Origin of the sequence: Polaromonas sp. CG_9.5, assembly GCF_035984465.1 — a bacterium.
Classification (GTDB): domain Bacteria; phylum Pseudomonadota; class Gammaproteobacteria; order Burkholderiales; family Burkholderiaceae_C; genus Polaromonas.
In genome coordinates, this window is sequence record NZ_JAXCHR010000025.1 from 1 (window position 1) to 19183 (window position 19183).

16 protein-coding genes are annotated in these 19183 nt (G+C 64.5%); 9 read left to right on the forward strand and 7 right to left on the reverse strand.

Going from position 1 to position 19183, the window contains the following annotated elements:
* Positions 1–105: 105 nt before the first annotated feature.
* The 5 genes from RCH06_RS15425 to RCH06_RS15445 all read left to right on the forward strand — a co-directional run bounded on the left by RCH06_RS15425 (position 106) and on the right by RCH06_RS15445 (position 4409).
* Complete coding sequence (locus RCH06_RS15425; RefSeq protein WP_327082384.1) at positions 106–591, forward strand: SDR family NAD(P)-dependent oxidoreductase; 486 nt, start codon at positions 106–108, stop codon at positions 589–591.
* A gap of 436 nt (positions 592–1027) precedes the next feature.
* Positions 1028–1369, forward strand: coding sequence for a hypothetical protein (locus tag RCH06_RS15430; protein ID WP_327082350.1), 342 nt, complete (start codon positions 1028–1030; stop codon positions 1367–1369).
* Positions 1366–2670 (forward strand): MFS transporter, encoded by a 1305-nt coding sequence (locus RCH06_RS15435; protein WP_327082351.1) that lies wholly within the window; start codon positions 1366–1368, stop codon positions 2668–2670. The genes RCH06_RS15430 and RCH06_RS15435 overlap by 4 nt, the downstream gene beginning before the upstream one ends.
* The gene (locus RCH06_RS15440; RefSeq protein WP_327082352.1) at positions 2667–3548 is read left to right on the forward strand and encodes an SDR family NAD(P)-dependent oxidoreductase; all 882 of its coding nucleotides are present in this window, start codon (positions 2667–2669) and stop codon (positions 3546–3548) included. The genes RCH06_RS15435 and RCH06_RS15440 overlap by 4 nt, the downstream gene beginning before the upstream one ends.
* A 141-nt stretch (positions 3549–3689) precedes the next feature.
* Positions 3690–4409 carry an EthD domain-containing protein gene (locus tag RCH06_RS15445; protein ID WP_327082353.1) on the forward strand — a complete coding sequence of 240 codons (720 nt, stop codon included), beginning with the start codon at positions 3690–3692 and terminating at the stop codon, positions 4407–4409.
* A gap of 88 nt (positions 4410–4497) precedes the next feature.
* Here the strand turns inward: RCH06_RS15445 and RCH06_RS15450 are convergent, their stop codons facing one another.
* From RCH06_RS15450 to RCH06_RS15465, 4 genes are all read right to left on the reverse strand, one after another.
* Positions 4498–5604, reverse strand: a complete 1107-nt coding sequence (locus tag RCH06_RS15450; RefSeq protein ID WP_327082354.1) for a Rieske 2Fe-2S domain-containing protein — start codon at positions 5602–5604, stop codon at positions 4498–4500.
* A gap of 308 nt (positions 5605–5912) precedes the next feature.
* The gene (locus tag RCH06_RS15455) at positions 5913–6206 is read right to left on the reverse strand and encodes a hypothetical protein (RefSeq protein WP_327082355.1); all 294 of its coding nucleotides are present in this window, start codon (positions 6204–6206) and stop codon (positions 5913–5915) included.
* Positions 6203–7042 (reverse strand): SDR family NAD(P)-dependent oxidoreductase, encoded by an 840-nt coding sequence (locus tag RCH06_RS15460; protein ID WP_327082356.1) that lies wholly within the window; start codon positions 7040–7042, stop codon positions 6203–6205. Before RCH06_RS15460 ends, RCH06_RS15455 begins: the two co-directional genes overlap by 4 nt.
* Positions 7043–7063: 21 nt before the next feature.
* Positions 7064–8404, reverse strand: coding sequence for a spinster family MFS transporter (locus tag RCH06_RS15465; protein WP_327082357.1), 1341 nt, complete (start codon positions 8402–8404; stop codon positions 7064–7066).
* Positions 8405–8525: 121 nt separating this feature from the next.
* Between RCH06_RS15465 and RCH06_RS15470 the strand changes: the two genes are divergently transcribed.
* Both RCH06_RS15470 and RCH06_RS15475 read left to right on the forward strand, forming a co-directional pair.
* Positions 8526–9959 (forward strand): coniferyl aldehyde dehydrogenase, encoded by a 1434-nt coding sequence (locus RCH06_RS15470; protein ID WP_327082358.1) that lies wholly within the window; start codon positions 8526–8528, stop codon positions 9957–9959.
* A gap of 67 nt (positions 9960–10026) precedes the next feature.
* The gene (locus RCH06_RS15475; RefSeq protein WP_327082359.1) at positions 10027–10797 is read left to right on the forward strand and encodes an SDR family NAD(P)-dependent oxidoreductase; all 771 of its coding nucleotides are present in this window, start codon (positions 10027–10029) and stop codon (positions 10795–10797) included.
* Between the two features lie 384 nt (positions 10798–11181).
* Here the strand turns inward: RCH06_RS15475 and RCH06_RS15480 are convergent, their stop codons facing one another.
* Positions 11182–13302 carry an oxidoreductase gene (locus RCH06_RS15480; protein ID WP_327082360.1) on the reverse strand — a complete coding sequence of 707 codons (2121 nt, stop codon included), beginning with the start codon at positions 13300–13302 and terminating at the stop codon, positions 11182–11184.
* 170 nt (positions 13303–13472) lie between these two features.
* On the opposite strand from RCH06_RS15480, the gene RCH06_RS15485 reads away from it, so the two are divergent.
* Positions 13473–14222, forward strand: a complete 750-nt coding sequence (locus RCH06_RS15485; protein ID WP_327082361.1) for an electron transfer flavoprotein subunit beta/FixA family protein — start codon at positions 13473–13475, stop codon at positions 14220–14222.
* Between the two features lie 33 nt (positions 14223–14255).
* On the forward strand, positions 14256–15200 hold the full coding sequence (locus tag RCH06_RS15490) for an electron transfer flavoprotein subunit alpha/FixB family protein (protein WP_327082362.1): 945 nt from the start codon (positions 14256–14258) through the stop codon (positions 15198–15200).
* A gap of 184 nt (positions 15201–15384) precedes the next feature.
* On the opposite strand, the gene RCH06_RS15495 is transcribed toward RCH06_RS15490, so the two are convergent.
* The gene (locus RCH06_RS15495) at positions 15385–17481 is read right to left on the reverse strand and encodes a PQQ-dependent dehydrogenase, methanol/ethanol family (protein WP_327082363.1); all 2097 of its coding nucleotides are present in this window, start codon (positions 17479–17481) and stop codon (positions 15385–15387) included.
* Between the two features lie 93 nt (positions 17482–17574).
* Positions 17575–19044 (reverse strand): MBL fold metallo-hydrolase, encoded by a 1470-nt coding sequence (locus RCH06_RS15500; RefSeq protein ID WP_327082364.1) that lies wholly within the window; start codon positions 19042–19044, stop codon positions 17575–17577.
* Positions 19045–19183 lie beyond the last annotated feature (139 nt).

The window sequence follows — 19183 nt, forward strand, 5'->3', positions numbered from 1 at the left end:
CATTCAACTCTGGGCAACTTGTCACCTATTGCTTTCGAGCATCAATCGGCAACTATCAAACTTATCGAACTGTCCGAAATAACTTGACCACCACAGATCGACATCCTGGTCAACAACGCCGGGGTGCCGCCCGGCATGCCGAACTCGCTGCGCACCTTCAAGGATTTGGGCGACGAAGACTTCGAGCGCCAGCTGGATTTGAACCTGCGCGCCATTTTGGGCCTGACGCGGCTGGTGGTGGACGGCATGTGCGAGCGCGGCTTTGGCCGCATCGTCATCATCACGTCGGAGTCCTGGCGCAACGGCATGGCCATGGGGCTGTCGAACTACGCGGCGGCCAAGTCGGCGGCGCTGGGCTTCATGCGCCACTTGGCGCACGAGGTGGGCCGTCAGGGCGTGACGGCCAATGCACTGTCGCTGGGCGCGATGAACAATTTTGGCTACGACGAAATCGCCAAGCGCAACACCGCCTTCGGGCGCGCCGGCACCGCCGACGACGTGGGCGCAGCGGTGGTGTATCTGGTGTCCAGCGAAGCGAGCTGGATGAGCGGCCAGGTGATTGCGCTGAACGGCGGGTCTTGCACCGCCTGATACGCCTTGGTCGGGTCGGCGATGGTGCTTGAGTGTCAAACGGATACATGGCCAGGACGCTGTTTCGTTTGCCAGCGATCTCTGGACGCATGCCGTGCCGGGTTATCGCCTGCTAAAACCGGGCGCAGCATGGCCGCACCAGGTTGGCGCTGATGCAGTTCGTTTACTCCTGAAAATATAGCTGCTTATGCACGCTGCATAAGCACATAAGGCCTATATCGCTATAAATCAGGCCTGTGGTGGCTGCAATGCTTGCGCGGCGTCGGCTTGTGCTGACGCCATCGTCTGAGCGGACGATGACTGGCTTTGGCGCACGCCAAAAAATGCAGGTAAGCCCTGCCGTTGAACCCGCAACGGATACGCGCCACGAACGCCAGGCCCGGCTTGTTGACATGCCCGCTTGCCACGCCCCAGTTTCACCTCAAGGAAATTTTCCATGACCCAACCCGCCCACAGCTGGCGCAGCCACTACGCCCTGCTGATGCTGCTGTTCGTCCACACCATGAGCTTCATTGACTGGAAAATCATGGGTATTCTGGTGCAGCCCATCAAGCAGGAGTTCGGCGTGTCTGATACCGCTATGGGCATGCTGAGCGACTTCCTGGTGCCGCAATATGGCAACGAAGCGCTGCGCTGGGCGTTAGTCCTGACGACGGGCGCGTGTTTTCTGCTGGGGATGCTGGCATTCATCTGTACGCTCGGCCCTTACGCAGTCGAGCGCTTGACGCTTGCATCAAGGCCCCGGCCTGCTGCGCTGCTGGCGGCCACTGCCTCATGACAACACTTAATACCCCTCCCGCCACCCGGCCCGGCTATGTTCTGGGGTTGCTGACGATGATGTCAGCGCTGGCCTTCATGGACCGGCAAATCCTGTCGGTGCTGATCCAGCCGGTCAAGCTGGAGTTTGGCTTGAGTGACCTGCAAATCGGCCTGGTCACGGGGCTGGGTTTTGCCTTCACCTTCAGCCTGCTGGGCGTGCCGCTGGGCCGGCTGGCCGACCGGCGCGAACGGCGCACCCTGATTGCCTGGTGCCGTGGCATTGGCGGGCTGCTGGGCGCGCTGGGCGGCGCTTCAATGGGCTTTTGGACGCTGATGTTGTCGCGCGCCGGCGGTGCGCTGAGTGACGCCGGCGGCACGCCCGCGTCGATGTCGATGCTGGCCGATCTGTACCCGCCAGCGCAGCGTTCGCGCGCCATGAGCGTGATCAGCACCGGTGGCAGCCTGGGCGCGCTGATGGCGCTGGTGCTGGGCTCGTGGCTGGCGGCGCACTACGGCTGGCGCATCACGGTGGTGGTGGCGGGCAGCGGCTCGATGCTGCTGGCGCTGCTGCTGCACTGGAGCGTACGCGAGCCGCTGCGCGTGGTCACGGCGCACGCGGCGCAAGCCGCTCCCGGCGCGCGCCAGAGTGGCGCGGTGGCGGCTATCTGGCACCAGCCCATCACGCGCTGGCTGATCGTGGGCGCGGCCTTCACGCTGCTGGCGGCTTACTCTTTTGGCACCTGGAATATCGCGCTGATGGTGCGCCACCACGGCATGTCGCTGCAGCAAGCGGGCTGGATCTCGGGTGCGGCGGCGCTGACCTCGGTGATCGGCGGTTTGACCTCTGGCGCGCTGACCGACCGGCTGGCGCGCCGCGATTTGCGTTGGCAGCTCGGCGTGCCGATGCTGGGCGTGGGGCTGTCGCTGGTGTGCGGCATGGCTTATTTGCTGCTGCCCGCCGGCGCGTTGACCGCCGCCACGGCGCTGATGGTGGCGTTTGCCTTCTTTTTGCCCTGGTGGGTGGCCCCCACCTATGCGGCCATCAGTCTGGTCGTGCCCAGCCAGCGCCGCGCCACGGCCAACGCCATGGTGCTGCTGGCGGGTGCCATCGTCGGCAACGGCCTGGGGCCGATTCTGACCGGCTGGCTCAGTGACGTACTGAACGCCAGCCTGGGCGGCGACGGCCTGCGCTATGCGCTGATGGGCATGGTCGGCATGCTGCTGCCGGGCATGCTGGCGTTTGGCCGCGCTTTGCAAGCCTATCCGGCAGCGCACCGTATCGCCCTGCAACCTTTGCCTGCCACAGTAACCACACCATGAAAAATACATCCCCTTCCACTACTTCCCGCGTAGCCGTGGTCACCGGGGCCAGCCGGGGTGCGGGCAAAGGCATTGCGCTGGCGCTGGGCACCGCAGGCCTGACGGTCTATGGCACCGGCCGCAGCCAGCGCGAGGGCGACGCCGCCCTGCCCGGCAGCGTGCAGGCCACGGCTGATGCGGTCACGCAGGCCGGCGGACACGGCATTGCCGTCATCTGCGACCACGCCGACGACGCCCAGGTGGCGGCGCTGTTCGCGCGCGTGCAGCGTGAGCAAAGCCGGCTCGATCTGCTGGTCAACAACGCCTGTTCGATTCCCGACGAATTGACGCAGCCCGGCCCGTTCTGGCAAAAGCCGCTGCACATGCTCGACTTGCTGAACGTCGGCATGCGCTCGCACTACGTCGCCAGCTGGCACGCCGCACGGCTGATGGCGGCGCAGGGCAGCGGGCTGATCGTGCACACCTCGTCTTATGGCTCGGTCTGCTACATGCACGGCCCGGCTTATGGTGCGGGCAAGGCAGCAGTCGACAAAATGGCGCACGACATGGCGTTTGATTTGCGACCGCACGGTGTGGCGGTGGTGTCACTGTGGATGGGCCTGCTGCGCACCGAACGCACCGAGCGCGCGCTGCAAGACCCCGAAATGGCGCGCAAGTACGCCGCCAGCGTGCCGCACATGGAGTCGCCACAGTTTCCGGGCCGCGTGATTGCTGCGCTGCTCGACGATCCGGCGCTGATGGCGCGCAGCGGCCAAGTCTGCATTGACGCCGAACTGGCGCTGGAACTGAACGTGTGCGACATCGACGGCCGCCAGCCGCCCAGCTACCGCAGCGTCCTGGGCGCGCCGCCGGTCTACAGCCGCGCGATTGTGGAGTAACCCCCTGATGCTATTTCTCTTTCAATGCGATAGTTTTTTGCAGCTTGAGTCCTTGACCCGGCACCGTCATCGAGAGGCCGAAGACCGTGGCGATCCATCGTCGAATCAAGCGCCGGGCTGGATGGCCGCGCTGCGCTCGCCATGACGACGCAAGACCCCGTACGATGGAAAATGATTTACCTCGCCCGGCGCAACCCGGCGCTGGCCGCTGGCGACTTTGCGCAGGCTTGGCGCGAGCATTCGGCGCTGGGCCGCCAGTGCCGTAACGTGCAGGATAAGGTGCTGGGCGTGACGCAGTGCACGCGGCTGCGCGACACAGCCGAAGACGGCGGCCTGCGCGGCGCCAGCACTGATTACGACGGCGTCAACCTGCTGCAGCTGCGCGACCTGACCGTAGCCACCGACCTCTGGAACGACCCCGAGACACTGGCCATCATGCGGCCCGACGAGCCGCGCGTGTTCTCGACCTATGTGCGTGACTTCACGCTGGTCTGCCGTGAGCGCGTGCTGCGTGATGGGCCGCGCGGCGCAGTGGCGGTGTTTGGCTTTGTGCGCCGCAGCCCCGGCATTTCAAAAATTGAATTCGATGCTGCCTGGGCTGACGGCCCCATTGAGCCTTGGCTGGCAGCCCCGGCACTGCAAGGCGCGCTGCGCGTAATCCACAACAGCGTAGTGCAAACGCCGCCCGAAGGCTACGATTACGACGGCATCGCCGAATGGTGGTTTGCCTCGGCCGACGCGGCCCGCGCCGCTTTCGCGGGACGCGACATCCGTACGCAATTGCCATCGGCCTACGCGGCGGTTGGCAATCTTGCCAACGCGGTCTTCATGTTCACGCACGTCACCCACAGCCGTCCGTAGCGACGCTGCGGGTGGTCCAAAAAAATCCCGTCGAAATGACGGGCCATGCGGCTGAAAACTGGCGACCTTTAGAGGGTGCCAACCTGCATCAAGCCACTTCAGCAACGGCCGTGTAAGGCGTAGCGCCGCGCGGCACGTACATTCCCTCGCACTGCTCCAGGTACTCGTTTTTGTTGGCGCGCGGGTTGTAGAACTGCTTGTACCAGACGCGTGCCTTCATGAACGGGCCATCGCTGGGAATGAACAGGCCGTTCAGGCACGGGCCCTTGTTGGTCCAGACCTCGAAATCCTGCGCAAAAGCCAGGCGGCTTGACTCCTGGAACTGGCGTGCAGCCACCAAATCGGCGGCGGTAGTCTGGGCTTTGTCACCCATGGGCTTGACGATCAGCGAATGCCAGACCTTGATAGAGCCGTCATCGACCGGCGTGTGCATGATCAGCAGCACCGTCTCGAACATGCCGGTTAGCATGGAAATTAGCACGCCCGGGCCGTGGTAGACGGTGTCGGTGTGCAGGATGGCATTGCTGCCGTCGGCCGACACCAGCGTGCGGTGGCCGCCGCACTGGCGCTGGATCGCGTGGTGGCCCTTGAATTCGTTTTCGTAGCGCTCAACGGTCGAGCCGTGAATCGGGCTCAGGTGGCCGTAGTCGGCAATGTTGTCGATGATTTCCTGCGGGTGCTGGTTCAGCATGCCCAGGTGATCCCAATGACCGCGCACCCATGCGGCGTCGTCCCACTGCGGCATGCTGGGATGCGCCCACTCGGGCTCGCCACCCTCGGGGTCATGCCAGACAAAGATGGCGCCCAGGCTCTCGACCACGGTCCAGCTCTTGACGCAGGCGGCCGCCGGAATCGGGCCGCTGTGGTACGGAATGTCGTCGCACTTGCCATCCGGGCCAAAGCGCCAGGCGTGGTACGGACAGCGGATGTTGTCGCCTTCAATGTTGCTGCCGCCGCCGTCGATGACGACATATGACGTGTGGTTGGGCGCCGCCAGGTGCGTCTTCATGTGCGGGCAGTAGGCGTCAAGCAACACAATCTTGCCGGTGGCGCGGCCGCGGTAGAGGGCGAAATCCTTGCCGAAAAAACGCACCGCCAGCGGCTTGTGCGTGTTGAGTTCTTCGGCATCGGCGATCATGAACCAGCCCCGTGGGAAGGTAAATTCACCGAGTCGATAGTCTTTGGAAGTGGCCATAAAGTCTCCAGACAAAGCAGTAATAGGTAGGCGGCAATGATGGATTTGTGCCGGCCTGCTGGCATACCCTGTTTGGACGATGGGTGCGCATGGGCTGATCCAGCGCAAACTGTGCGAAGTTAAGCCAGTGGCAACCGGCGACCTGGCGCAAAGTTCGCTTGAGCGCAATGTGTGCCTGTAAAAACCCGCTTTTTGCTATTTTATTAATAGCTGTTAGCGCAGGTGCAGCAAGCGCTACAGGCATTTTTTATATAAAAAATCTGTTTTTTGGCTCAAAACGACTGCACGGCTGGCCGCCAGGCGGCATTTCACCCGTTCAAGCCGTCAGGCCGTGCCAGAGCGCCCGACCGACCACAAACAGGCTGCTTGTCAATCAAATGTTTCAGCGTGGGCGAAAGCTGCACCTGCTTATCGGACAGCGCGATGTGCTGCCCGCCTACGCACGCATGCAAATCGGCCAGCGCCGACTTCAGCAGCGCCTGCGACCAGTGCAGCTTGCGCGCGGCATGGGCAATGTCGCGCACCTCGCTGACCACGCGCAGGCAGCGCCACTGGGCTCGGGTCAGGTGCAGGCCGGGCAGCGGCTGGCTCTGCGATTTCATGTCAGCTGGTAGTCGCGCACCAGCGCCTGCAGCTCGATGAGCGCCGGTTTTCGGGCCAGCGCGGCGGCGCGCGCATCGGTCGCCAGCCACAGCAGGCTGGCGGCAATGGCGCTGGGTGCTACGGCGCCGTAGCGCTGGGCCAGCGCGCCGTCGTCGCCCAGCGTGGCGGCCACGGCTTCGGTGGTGACCAGCCCCGGATTGACGCTGAAGGCGCGCACACCCTGCTTGCCGTGTTCGCGGTTGATGCAGCCGGCCAGCCGCGCCAGGCCGGCTTTTGACGCGCCATAGGCAAAGCCCCAGCCGCCCTGGTTGGCAGCGACCGGCGGGTCGTTCTGGCCAGCGCCCGAGCAAACATTGATGATTTGCCCGCCGCCCTGCGCCAGCAGCGTCGGCAGCAGCCGGCGCGCCAGGTGAAACGGCGCGACCACGTTGCCCAGCAACGTGCGTTCCAGCGCCGCGTCGTCCAGGTCAAGCAGCATGGCGTTGATCTCGCGGTCCTGGTAAACGGCGTTGTTGATCAAGAGGTCGATACGGCCAAAATGCGCCAGCACGGCATCCAGCGCCGTGTCCATCGAGGCGCTGTCCATCAAGTCCATCGCATGTGCAAACACTTCAGCGCCGCTGGCTTGCACCGTCGCTGCAGTGGTAGCCAGGCTGCCGGCCAGCAACTGGCCGTCCGGGCGGCGCAGCTGGTGCGCCAGCGGCTGGCTGTCGGCGTGGGTGCGCGCGGCAATCGCCACGCGCCAGCCGGCGCGGCCAAACGCCTCAGCCGTGGCCGCGCCAATGCCACGGCTGGCGCCGGTGATGAAAACAACCGGAGAAGATGAAGACGTCAAGGGTTTTCCTTTCCAGCCGCTTCAGGCGCTGCGGGGTTTAAGGGCCGACATCTGCGCCAGCCGCGCACGGTAAGGGTTGAGCGCCATCGCCATCAGCACGGCGGTGGGAATCATCAACAGCATCACGCTGACCAGCGACCAGCGCAGTGCCTGCACGCCCATCATCGGCGTCAGCAGGTCGCTAACCATGCCGGTGACCAGCGGGCCTGCGCCAACGCCAAACAGCGTGACAAAAAAGTTCAGCAAGGCCGCTGCTACGCTGCGCTCGTTCGAGCCGACCATGTGGCTGGTCGCGCTGTACGACAGCGAAGGCCACCAGCTGGCAAAAAAGGCAAACAGAAAAGCAAACACCAGCGCGTGCGGCGCGCGTATCGAGCCGAGCATCCAGTGACCGCTGGTGGGCCACAAAAAGAAGGCGATGGCGCACGGAATGGACACGATCACTGCCAGCATCGGCAAAGCCAGCTGCCAGCGCACGTCACGCGCCACCATGCGGTCACACAACCAGCCACTGAACAGCGCGCCGCCCACCGCGCCCACGCCACTGGCCACGCCAAACAGCAAGCCCGCCTGGGCCATGTTCATGCCATGCGTGCGCACCAGAAAGCTCGGCGTCCAGATGCCATAGCCATAACCGGCCAGACCGGCAAAGCCGCAAGCAAACGCCAGCCGGCGAAACGCGGTGATGGCAAGCAGGCGGCGCACCTGTGTAAACAGGGATTCAGCCGGCTGCTGCTGCATCTGCGCCAGCGCCACTGGCGTATCAAAGCCGCCCCGGCGCGGCTCGCGCACCAGCAAAAATACCAGCGCTGCCAGCAGCAGCCCCGGCGCGCCAAACCAGATAAAGGTGGCGCGCCAGCCGTAGTGCTGCGCAATCCAGCCGCCCAGCGCCAGACCGATCAGCACGCCTAGGTGCGGGCCCATCATGAACAGGCTGATCATGAACGAGCGCTGCTTGGGCGGATACAAGTCAGACACCAGTGAAATCGACGGTGCCATGCCGCCCGCCTCGCCCACCGCTACCGACATGCGCGCCAGCAGCAGTTGCCAGAAATGCCCTGCAAAGCCGCAGGCCATCGTCGCCAGGCTCCACAGCCCGCAAGCCACGGCCACGATGGTGCGGCGGCTTTTACGGTCAGCCAGCTTGCCCACCGGCACGCCCAAGGCGGCATACAGCAGACCAAAGGCCAGCCCCGTCAGCAGCCCCATTTGCGTATCGCTGGCACCAAACTCGTTTTTGATCGGCTCGATCAGGATGGCGATGACCTGGCGGTCGATATACGAAAAGATATAAACCAGCGCCAGCAGCGCCAGACTCAGGTGGGTGCGCCAGTTGACGCGTGGGGTGTCTTGCAAGTTCATGCCGCATATTCAGCGCTCAAGGCCTGCCGCGCCATCGTCTTTTCAGACTAAGCGAGGGAAAACCATGCCCGTTAGCATGTACCGCTTGCCCGCTATCAACCCAAATAAATCAGGAGACCGCATGCTTGAGTCCGTTGCCCCCCCTTCCCTGTCCGCACTGCTTGCGGCGCAACAGGCGGCTTTTCGCGCCGAAGGCCCGGTCAGCGCCGCCACGCGCCAGGCCCGCCTGCAGTGCGTGATCGACATGCTGGTGGCGCACAACGACGCGCTGTGCGACGCGATGGGCGCAGACTTTGGCGGCCGCGCCGCCGTGTTTTCAATGATGAACGACGTGGCCGGCTCGCTCGGCTCGCTCAAGCATGCGCGCGACCACCTGGCCAATTGGCTGCCCGACCAGCCGCGCCCCAGCGTCGCGCCGTTCGACAACTTTGGCGCGACGGCCTGGGTGCGCTATCAGCCCAAGGGCGTGGTCGGCATCATCGGCACCTGGAACGCGCCGGTGTTTACGCTGCTGTCGCCACTGGCCTGCGCCTTTGCGGCAGGCAATCGGGCGATTCTCAAGCCGTCTGAAATCGCGCCGCGCACCGCCGAAGTCATGGCGCGCGCCGTGGCTGAATTTTTTGACCCCGAAGTGCTGGCCGTGGTCAACGGCGGGCCCGATGTGGCCGCCGAGTTTTCGCGCCAGCCCTGGAACCACCTGGTGTTCACCGGCTCCACCAGCGTCGGCAAGCTCATCATGAAAGCCGCCGCCGAGAACCTGGTGCCGGTCACGCTGGAGCTGGGCGGCAAGTCGCCGGTCTTGATTGGCCGCAACGCCGACATCGGCAACGCCGCCGAGCGCATTGCCATCGGCAAGGGGGCCAATTCGGGCCAGCTGTGCGTCTCGCCCGACACGGTGTGGGTGCATGCGTCGCAGCTTGATGCATTGATTGACAGGCTCAAAGCGTTTTACAGCGACCAGTTCCCGACGCTGGCCGGTAACCCGGACGTGACGCCCGTCGTGAACGAGCGGCATTTTGCCCGTGTCGAGTCGTATGTGGCCGACGCCGGCGCACGCGGCGCGCGCGTGGTGATGGCCGGCGAATGGCCCTGCGAGCAAGCGGTGGCCGAGCGCCGCATGCCGCTGCGCATCGTCATCAACCCGCCCGCCGACAGCGAAATTGCCCGCCATGAAATCTTTGGCCCGGCGCTGGTGCTGCGCACTTACAGCGAACTGCCAGATGCAGTAGCCGAAATCAACGCGGGCGAGCGTCCGCTGGCGCTGTATTACTTTGGCACCGATGCGGCCGAGCAGCAGTGGGTGCTAGACCACACACTGTCGGGCGGCGTGTCGATCAACGACGTGACCATGCACCCAGCCCTGCACGACGCGCCGTTTGGCGGCGTCGGCGCATCGGGCATGGGCCACTACCACGGCCATGAAGGCTTTCTGGAGTTCAGCCATGCGCGCAGTGTGTACAGCGCAGGCGGCCACGACCCGCGCCGCGAGTGGGGCATGCTGCCGCCGTACAACGAAGGCTTCGTGCAAATGATCCGCAGCGCGGTCACGCCTTGAATCGTGCCTATCTGCTGAATCACCCTGACCCACCCCGGCCTTTTTTCAATTTTTCCAGAACCCGACCATGAACCCTCTTTCGCCTCTTTTCTCCCTGACCGGCCAGGTGGCCATCGTGACCGGTGCCGGCAAGGGCATCGGCCGCGCCTGCGCCCTGGCACTGGCGCAGGCCGGCGCTGACGTGGCGCTGGCCGCACGCACGCAGGCCGACCTGGACGCCGTGGCAGCCGAAATCCGCGCACTGGGCCGGCGCGCCATCACGGTGGCCGGCGATGTCAGCGATGAAGCCAACCTCGACACGCTGGTGGCGCGCACCGTGGCCGAACTCGGCAAGGTGACGATCCTGATCAACAACGCCGGCGGCGCCGGCCCCAACAGCCCGATGAAAATGGGCGGCGACGAGTTCAGTGCCGTGCTGGCCTGGAACGTCACGCCGGCCTACCTGCTCATCCAGAAAACCGCGCAGGCGATGAAAGACGCCGGCGGCGGCGCGGTGGTCAACATCTCGTCGGTGGCGGCGCGCTACGCGCAAAAGCATTTCAGCGCCTACGGTGCGGCCAAGGCAGCGCTGAACCAGATGACACGCAACCTGGCGCAAGACTACGGCCCTGCGGTGCGCATCAACGCCATCGAGCCTGGCACCATCATGACCGACGCCCTGGCACCCTACCTGACGCCTGAGCGCAAGGCACGCATGGAGTCCAGCACCCCGCTGGGCCGCCTGGGCCAGCCCGAAGACATCGCCAACGCCGCACTGTTCCTGGTTTCACCCGCCTCAAGCTGGATCACCGGCCGCATCCTGGGTGTGGACGGTGGCGTTGAAGCACCCAACTTTTGACAAAATGGGCGCTTGCAGCTATTGATTCCATAGCTGCAAGCGCCCGTATTTATTGGACTATAGGCCAATAACGCCTGGAATACCTGCAAAAAGAAAGCCGCTGCACCGAGCGGCTTTTCTTTGGCCGCTCAACCCAGCGCTTCCAGTCCGGCCCGTTGCTCGCCCACGCTTGAAATTCGGCTTGTTGCTCGGCCACCAATCTTGGCAGCGATACGCACCACCCGTTGCTGATCTTGCGCGAATCAAGGCAGACAGCCGATGCCGGACAGCGACCGAACCGCTACTTCTTCAATAGCGCATCACGCCCGCTGAACCTGCGCTATAGGCCTGAAAGGGCTAAAAATCTTGAAAACCGGGGCCTGCTTCAGGCTCCAGCCGTGCGCTTCAGACCGTGCGTCCAGCCCGGTTGCCGTCGTGCATTGCGCCTTCGATGTAGTTGACGCCAGCGCAGTCGCCGATGCGCTGCACCGGCACGCCCGTCGCGGCCAGCGCCGTCGCCACGCGGTCGTCGGCTTCTGCGCCAATCGCCAGCACCACCGAATCGACCGGCGTGCGCTGGGCTGCGCCTTCGGCGTCCGTCCATAGCACGGCGTCGCGGGTGATTTCCTGCACTGTCGCATTGAGGTGCAACGTGCCGTGCGACGTGACGGCGTCCAGCACGCGCCAGCGCCGTACGATGGACAGTTCACGCCCGGCGCGGTTGCCCGGCTCTAACACCGTGACCTGGCGGCCACGCGCCAACAGAAATTCAGCCAGCTCCAGCCCGACCAGCCCGCCGCCGACGATGAGCACTTTTTTGCCCAGCGGCATCCACAGCTTGGACAGGCTTTGCAGCGCCTGCGTGCTGTCGGTCACGCGCAGCATGCCGCCAGCCTTGAACATGGCGCGCTCGGCCAGGCCCAGTTTGGCTTTGGCAATCTCGTCGGCACGGTCGCCGGTCATCAGGCGGCGCAGCTCGTCGCCGCTCCAGACATGCTTTTGCTCGGCGCCTTTGATGGCCGGGGCCGCACGCCGTGCGCCGGTGGCGACAACGATGGTGTCGGGCTTGAGCCGGGCCACCAGCGCCGCATCGGCTTCGGTGGACAGCTTCACGTCAATCGGCGACTGCTTGACCTGCTCGACCAGGTAGTCCAGGAGCTTGCCGTTTTCCGGATAGGCCAGCGCGGCAAAAAACAGCGTGCCGCCCAGCCGGTCGCTGCGCTCGACCAGCGTGACGCGATGGCCGCGCAGCGCCGCCACGCGCGCGGCCTCCATGCCGCCGGGGCCACCGCCGACCACCAGCACATGGCCGGGGTTAGCGGCGGGAATGATCGGGGCCTCGAACTCATGGCCGGTCTGCGCATTGACGGCACATTTGACGCGCTTGTTGATGAAAATCTCGCTGACGCAGGCGTAGCAATACACGCAGGGCCGAATATCTTGCGGGCGGTTGCGCTCCAGCTTGATCGGGATTTCCGGGTCGGCCAGCATCTTGCGCGCCATCGCGACAAAGTCGAACTGTCCTTCGGCAATGGCTTTGGCCGCCAATTCAGGCTCGATACGGCCAGCGGTAATGATGGGAATCTTTACGGCCTGCTTGATGGCGGCGGCATTCGACACATAGGCCGCCGGTTTTTGTGGAATTGGCGCTTCGGTAAAGGCGACGCCGCTGGTCATGGTGGCATAGGCCGAGACACTGATGGCGTCGGCTCCAGCTGCCTCGCACAACTTGGCCGTGGCAATGGCGTCTGCCAGCGTGATGCCGCCAGGCGTGTGCATTTCCTCGCTGTCCAGGCGCACCCAGACCGGAAAATCAGCGCCCACACGGGCCTTGACCGCGCGCAGCGTCTCCAGCAGCAAGCGGGCGCGGTTTTCCAGCGGGCCGCCGTATTCGTCGTCGCGCTGGTTGTAGTAGGACGACAGAAAACCGGCCAGGATGTAGGTGTGCGCGCCATGCAGTTCCACGGCGTCAAAACCCGCTTGCTTGGCGCGCAGCGCGGCGGCGGCAAACCATTCGACCATCTGCGCAATGTCGGCCTTGTCCATCACGCGCATGCGCACCGGGTGCGGGCCAATGCCGATGAAGGTGGACAGCTCTTCGGGCGTGATGGCCGACATGATGTTGTTATTGACCATCTTCGGAATCGACGGCACCCAGATCTCGCGGCCCTGCGCCCGGTCCAGCGCGGCGGTCTTGCCGCTGTGCTGCAGCTGCATGGCGATCTTGGCGCCATGGCGGTGCACGCGCTCGGCCACGGCGGCCAGGCCGGGAATGAAGTCGTCACGCGACACGCCGACCTGGAACGGCTCGCCCGTGCCATGCGGGTAGGCGATGGAACACACGCCCATCGTCAACAGGCCCGCGCCGCCCTTGGCGCGCGCCTCGTAGTAGGCCTGGATGCGTTCACCGCAAGTGCCGTCGGTTTCGGCAAAGTTCGAGCCCATTGGGGCCATGACGATGCGGTTGCGAATTTCCAGCGTGCCGATGCGGCCGGGCTGGAGCAGTGAAGCGTAAGGATTGCTCATGGGAGGGGTGTGCCTTGCAGTAAAAACTGCTGCCATTGTGAGAGCCGCAGGCTGACAAACATCGTCCATTCGGACGCTGACTGGCGCGCCAGGTTGCGCCACAGTAGGGAAGATTGATCATCAGCCCTTTCATTTTTCGCTTCAAAAGACATTCACAGGAACCCTGCCCCATGAAAATTCTGGTCCCCGTCAAGCGCGTCGTCGATTACAACGTCAAAGTCCGCGTCAAGTCTGATGGCAGCGGCGTTGACATCGCCAACGTCAAGATGAGCATGAATCCGTTCGACGAGATCGCTATCGAAGAAGCCGTGCGCTTGAGAGAAAAAGGCGTGGCGACTGAAGTGATCGCCGTGTCCTGCGGCGTGCTGCAGTGCCAGGAAACCCTTCGCACCGCCATGGCGATTGGTGCTGACCGCGCCATCCTGGTTGAAACCGCAGAAGAATTACAGCCGCTGGCGGTCGCCAAGCTGCTCAAGGCGCTGGTCGACAAAGAACAACCGCAGCTCGTTATTCTCGGCAAGCAGGCAATTGATGACGATTGCAACCAGACCGGCCAGATGCTGGCGGCGCTTTTGGGCTGGGGCCAGGCGACTTTCGCGTCCAAAGTGGAAGTGCTTGAGGGCAAAGTCAATGTCACGCGTGAAGTCGACGGCGGCTCAGAGACGCTCAACCTCACGCTGCCCGCCATCGTCACGACCGACCTGCGCCTCAACGAGCCGCGCTACGTCACGCTCCCGAACATCATGAAAGCCAAGAAAAAGCAGCTCGATAACGTCAAGCCGGCTGACTTGGGCGTTGATGTCGCCCCGCGTATCAAGACCCTCAAAGTCAGCGAGCCGCCCAAGCGCAGCGCCGGCATCAAGGTGGCCGACGTCGCCACCCTGGTCGACAAGCTCAGGAACGAAGCCAAAGTCATCTAACCCTTTCACTGACCGAACGGAAAATAACACCCCATGACCTTTTTAGTCATTGCTGAACACGACAACAACAGCATCAAGAGCGCCACGCTCAACACCGTCACCGCCGCCAGCCACATCAGCCTGTTTGCTGACGGCCAGGTGCATCTGCTGGTCATGGGCCAGGGCGCGCACCAGGCGGCAGAAGCCGCCACGCACATTGCCGGCATTGCCAAGGTCATTCATGCCGACGGCGCGGCCCTGGCCCACGGCCTGGCCGAAAACATGGCTGCGCAGGTGCTGGCACTGGCCGGTGGCTACAGCCACATTTTGTTCGCGGCCACCGCCAGCGGCAAGAACGTCGCGCCCCGGGTGGCGGCGCTGCTGGACGTGGCGCAGATCAGCGACATCACCCGCGTCGATGCGCTGGACACCTTCGAGCGGCCCATCTACGCCGGCAATGCAATGGCGACCATGCAGAGCCAGGACGCGATCAAGGTGATCACCGTGCGCACGACCGGCTTTGACGCGGCACCCGCCAGCGGCGGCAGCGCGCTGATCGAAGCCATCAGCGCCGTCGCCGACAGCGGCAAGACCCGTTTCGTCAGCAGCGAAATCGCCAAAAACGACCGGCCTGAACTGACGGCGGCCAAGGTCATCGTTTCGGGTGGCCGCGCGCTGGGCTCAAACGAGAAGTTCACCGAAGTGATGACGCCGCTGGCCGACAAGCTGGGCGCGGCACTGGGTGCTTCGCGCGCCGCCGTGGATGCCGGTTACGCACCGAACGACTGGCAAGTCGGCCAAACCGGCAAGATCGTCGCGCCGCAGCTGTACGTAGCCGTGGGCATTTCCGGAGCGATCCAGCATTTGGCCGGCATGAAGGACTCCAAGGTCATAGTGGCGATCAACAAGGACGCCGAAGCGCCGATCTTTGGCGTTGCTGACTATGGGCTGGAGGCCGACCTCTTTACCGCCGTGCCTGAGCTGGTGGCCGCACTGTAAAGCACACTGGGCGCATGCCACGCCAGGAGCGCCCTTCGGAGCGCTTTTTTTATGGCCGGCTGCCGATGAAAAAGCCAGCTCAGAGGCATCGTCATGGCAAGCAAGCGCGGAAATTCAGCCCCGCGATGGCGGTGGGTTCATCACCACCGCGAATCGTGCGCCGTAAAAGGCGTGCGCCTTCAGCTCACGGCACGACTGCCGTGGCGCCAGCACCGGGCAGCGTGGCCCGGCTCATGCCGATCAGGTAGCTGCGAATAGCGTCGATGTCGTCCGCTTTTAGGTAAGCACTGAAATCCGGCATACCGCGCTTTTTCAAAATGCCTTCGAGGGGCGGCAGGCGAAACAGCTCGGCGCTTTGCAGATAAGGCGAGCTGCGCAGGTCGGGCAACACGCCAGCCGATACGCCGCCGCCGCCGTGGCATTGCGCGCAGTAGCGGGCAAACTGCGCGCCGCCGCGCACCACGGCTTCAGGATTCAACTCGCCCACCGGCGGCAACACCACCGGGCGCATGGCTTCGGTGGCGACGGGCAACGGCTGGTGCGCGCCCAGCTTGAACACCAGCACGCGGCCGCGCTCGGGCGCGTTGGTTTTTGGCATCAGCATGCCGCCGTTCAGGTGCAGCGACGAGCCAAAACCCGCTGCCACGGCCACATACTGCTCGCCGCCGATGGCATAGGTGATGGGGCCGCCCAGCGCGTGCAGGCGAATCGGCGCCGACCACAGCGGCTTGCCGTTGGCCGCGTCATAGGCGTTGAAAGTGCCGCCGTTATTCCCCTGGAAAACCAGCCCGCCCGCTGTCGCCAGCACGCCACCGTTCCACGGGCCGGGATGCGCCACGCGCCACGCCTCGCGCTGCTTGACCGGATCCCAGGCCAGCAAAAAGCCCTGGTAAGCCTGTTTGGCCTGCGCGATGAGCTTGGGGTCAGCCGGCATGGCCGGGTCTGCCACGCCGGTGTTCCAGACACCGGGTTGAAAGCGAAACGCCGGGTCGGCCACCATGTAGGCGGTGCTTTCCATGGCGGGAATAAAGACCAGCCCGACCTGCGGGTCGTAGGCCATGGGCTGCCAGTTGTGCCCGCCGAGTTGCGAGGGCTGGATCAGCGCGGGGGCTTTTTCATAGCGCGCGCCTTCTGCCACTTGCGGCCGGCCCGTGGCTTTGTCCACATGGCTGGCCCAGTTGACGGCGGTGTATTTTTCAGCCGAAATCAGCTGGCCCGTGGCGCGGTCGAGCACGTAGAAAAAACCGTTCTTGGGCGCCTGCATCAGCACCTTGCGCGGTTTGCCGTCGATATTGAGTTCAGCCAGCATGATGGGCTGGGTGGCGGTGTAGTCCCAGGCGTCGCCGGGCGTGGTCTGGTAGTGCCAGACGTACTCGCCGGTGCGTGGGCGCAGCGCCACGATGGACGACAAAAACAGGTTGTCGCCACCGCCGGGGCTGCGGATGTTGGCGTTGTGCGGCGAGCCGTTGCCCACGCCGACGTAGAGCAAATCGAGTTCTGGGTCGTAGGCCATCGAGTCCCAGACGGTGCCGCCACCGCCGTACTTCCACCATTCGCCGTTCCAGGTTTTGGCGGCAATGTCGCGCAGCGGGGCGTCCGACACCTCGTGATCAAGGCCGCTGGCCGGGTTGCCCGGCACGGTGTAGAAGCGCCAGCGCCGCTGGCCGGTGCGCGCGTCGTAGCCCGCGACAAAACCGCGCACGCCGTATTCGGCCCCGCCGTGGCCAATCACCACCACGCCGTTGGCCACGCGCGGCGCGCCGGTGATGGTGCGTGCCTCTTCGATGGGAAAGGTGCGCTGCGACCACTGCGGACGGCCGGTTTTGGCATCCAGCGCCACCAGCCGGCCATCGAGCGTGCCAACAAAAACGCGCCCGTCCTGCACGGCCACACCCCGGTTGATCACGTCGCAGCAGGCATGCGCGGCTTTCTCGCCCGGCACCTTGGGGTCATAAACCCACAGCTCGCGGCCCGTGCGTGCATCGAGCGCATACACCGTGCTCCACGACCCGGTGACATACATCACGCCGTCCACCACGAGGGGCGTCGCCTCCACGCCGCGCGGCTGGCGAAATTGGTAAGTCCAGGCCAGCCCCAGCTGGCCGACATTGGCGCGGTCTACCTGCGCCAGCGGGCTGAAGCGCTGCTCGCCGGCGTCGCGGCCATGCTGGGGCCAGGGTTCGTTCCTCAAAGGGGCGGCATGGCCCGTTCCGAAAGCGGCCAGCCCCAGGGCAGCTGCAGCCAGGGCGCGGCGCAGAAATCGGGAAGTCAAGGAGTGCATGCGTTTTCCATCCATTCAGCAAAATTTTTAGTTGTAGGGCGGGCTACAGCGTCATGACTGCGCCCTGTTTGCAGCCCGCAGCAGCCACCGTCTTTATGGCTTGTTCGCATCAAGCTGGTTCAGGGTGAACTGCAGGCGTCCCATGTGTTCGGCATAGACCAGTGCTTCCTGCGTCGGCAATGGCTTGGCCACGCGCTTGGCGTAGACCTGCAATGCACCCTGAACGATGGCGGGGTCTTGCTCGCTGGCCAGCCAGGCCCAGTCGGCCAGGTTGGCAGCCAAAGCCGGGCTCTGGTCCGCCAGGGCCAAGGCGCGTGTCATCAGTGCGTGCGGCCCGCCGGCCAGCGCCGCCAGTTCGCGCGCCTGCGCTATCAGCGGCGCGGGTGCCCAGTGCGAAGGAATGTCGTCCCACCAGCCGCTGTGCTCTTGCACCACCATGCGGCCAATGTCGCGCGCGCTGACGTAGAGTTCGCGCGCATCGTCACGTTTGGCCAGCTCTGGCGGCAAAGCGACGCGGTCAATTACCAAATCGCGGCGCTCGCCCGCGTTCAGGCCGTCCACCACCTGTTTGGATATGCTTTGCAGCATCTGCGCCTGCGCGCCCAGCCGGTCTTGTATCTCGGCTGCCTGCGTCAGCGCCGGGCCGTGCATGGGCAGCAGCAGTTGAGGCTTGAGCGCGGCCATGTCGAGCAGCGCCTGGGCCCATTCCTCTGGGTAGCGCTGACGCCGTTTACCGTTGCCGGCGTTGGGCAAAAAGCCCTGGAAATAGTCGGCCGACACAACGATCTTGCGTCCCGGCACCGAGACCCAGATCTGGTCTTCGGTTTCGCCGCGTGCATGCGTCAGCACAAAGTCTTCGCCGCCAATCTTGAGCGTGGTCTTGCGGTGAAAGGTCTCGGTGGGCTTGACGGCATCGGCCCAGGTGCGCGGCACCTCGGTCAGCGGCTGCTGGTTGTTTCTGGCAATCAGGCCGTGGGTGCGCATGTCTTCTTCCATCTGCTCGACGAAGCGCTCCTCGGTGATGATGCGCGGCTTCATGCCGGCCGCCAGCAGTGCCCAGGCACCAAAAGCGTGGTCGGCGTGAAAGTGGGTCAAGACGACGGTATGCACCGGCTTGTTGCTGATTTGCTTGAGCGCATCGACCAGCGCGGGGCCGGCCGGAGCGTAGCCGCTGTCAATCAGCACCAGGCCTTCGTCAGTCTCGAAGACAACGACGTTGACGATGGGAAAGCGCAGCAGCCAGGTGCGTTCAGCCAGCGGCTCGATCTTGAGCTTGGCGCGCGCGTCGGCAATGGCCGGCGCGTTGGTGCGGCTGTACATGTGGTTGGCAATGGCATACGACAGCTCGGTGCCAAAGCCGCCGCCGCGCATGATGGACTTGACCAGCTCGGGGTTGGCCTTGTAGACCTGGGCGCGGGCTGCCGCCACCTGAGGGATGTCAGTCTTTGGCGTGCTGTCGTCATGCGCGGCGGCCAGTGGGCTGAACGCAGCCCCGGCCACACAGCAGGCCAGCGCGGCGCACAAACGGGTCAAGCGGGGCGTTGCTTTTTGAACGGGATTCATCCGGGAGGCCTTTCGGTTGAGTTGCAAGTGGTCATGTCGCGTGGCAAACCCCGTCCTCACAAGGCTGCCAGCCGGGGCCAGTCATCCCGGCCACAACTGGCAAGTGATGCCCCCGGCAGTCTGGTTACCAGCTTCAGGT